This window comes from Leifsonia sp. SIMBA_070, assembly GCF_046534635.1.
GTDB lineage: Bacteria > Actinomycetota > Actinomycetes > Actinomycetales > Microbacteriaceae > Leifsonia.
On the sequence record NZ_JAWRYK010000009.1, the window covers coordinates 1 to 902 of the forward strand.

A 902-nucleotide genomic window follows, 5' to 3' on the forward strand; every position below is an offset into this window, starting at 1 on the left:
CGTGCAGGGCCAGACTGGAGGTGGCAACGCCAATCAGCAACGACTGTTTGCCCGCCAGTTGTTGTGCCACGCGGTTGGGAATGTAATTCAGCTCCGCCATCGCCGCTTCCACTTTTTCCCGCGTTTTCGCAGAAACGTGGCTGGCCTGGTTCACCACGCGGGAAACGGTCTGATAAGAGACACCGGCATACTCTGCGACATCGTATAACGTTACTGGTTTCACATTCACCACCCTGAATTGACTCTCTTCCGGGCGCTATCATGCCATACCGCGAAAGGTTTTGCGCCATTCGATGGTGTCCGGGATCTCGACGCTCTCCCTTATGCGACTCCTGCATTAGGAAGCAGCCCAGTAGTAGGTTGAGGCCGTTGAGCACCGCCGCCGCAAGGAATGGTGCATGCAAGGAGATGGCGCCCAACAGTCCCCCGGCCACGGGGCCTGCCACCATACCCACGCCGAAACAAGCGCTCATGAGCCCGAAGTGGCGAGCCCGATCTTCCCCATCGGTGATGTCGGCGATATAGGCGCCAGCAACCGCACCTGTGGCGCCGGTGATGCCGGCCACGATGCGTCCGGCGTAGAGGATCGAGATCTCGATCCCGCGAAATTAATACGACTCACTATAGGGGAATTGTGAGCGGATAACAATTCCCCTCTAGAAATAATTTTGTTTAACTTTAAGAAGGAGATATACATATGTTTAAACGTAAATCAACCGCAGAACTGGCAGCACAGATGGCAAAACTGAATGGTAATAAAGGCTTTAGCTCAGAAGATAAAGGCGAATGGAAACTGAAACTGGATAATGCAGGTAATGGTCAGGCAGTTATTCGCTTTCTGCCGTCTAAAAATGATGAACAGGCACCGTTTGCAATTCTGGTTAATCATGGCTTTAAAAAAA

General features: G+C 52.4%; 2 protein-coding genes and 1 pseudogene. 1 reads left to right on the forward strand and 2 read right to left on the reverse strand.

Annotation, left to right across the window (positions count from 1 at the left end; genetic code table 11):
* Window positions 1–223, reverse strand: a 223-nt coding sequence (locus SB754_RS19130) for a LacI family DNA-binding transcriptional regulator (protein WP_141036443.1), incomplete at its 3' end; no start/stop codon positions are given.
* A gap of 79 nt (window positions 224–302) precedes the next feature.
* Window positions 303–587, reverse strand: a pseudogene (locus SB754_RS19135) (MFS transporter); the annotation flags it as partial.
* Window positions 588–697: 110 nt separating this feature from the next.
* Between SB754_RS19135 and SB754_RS19140 the strand changes: the two are divergent.
* The coding region (locus SB754_RS19140) for a hypothetical protein (protein ID WP_410784002.1) at window positions 698–902 on the forward strand (205 nt) is incomplete at its 3' end.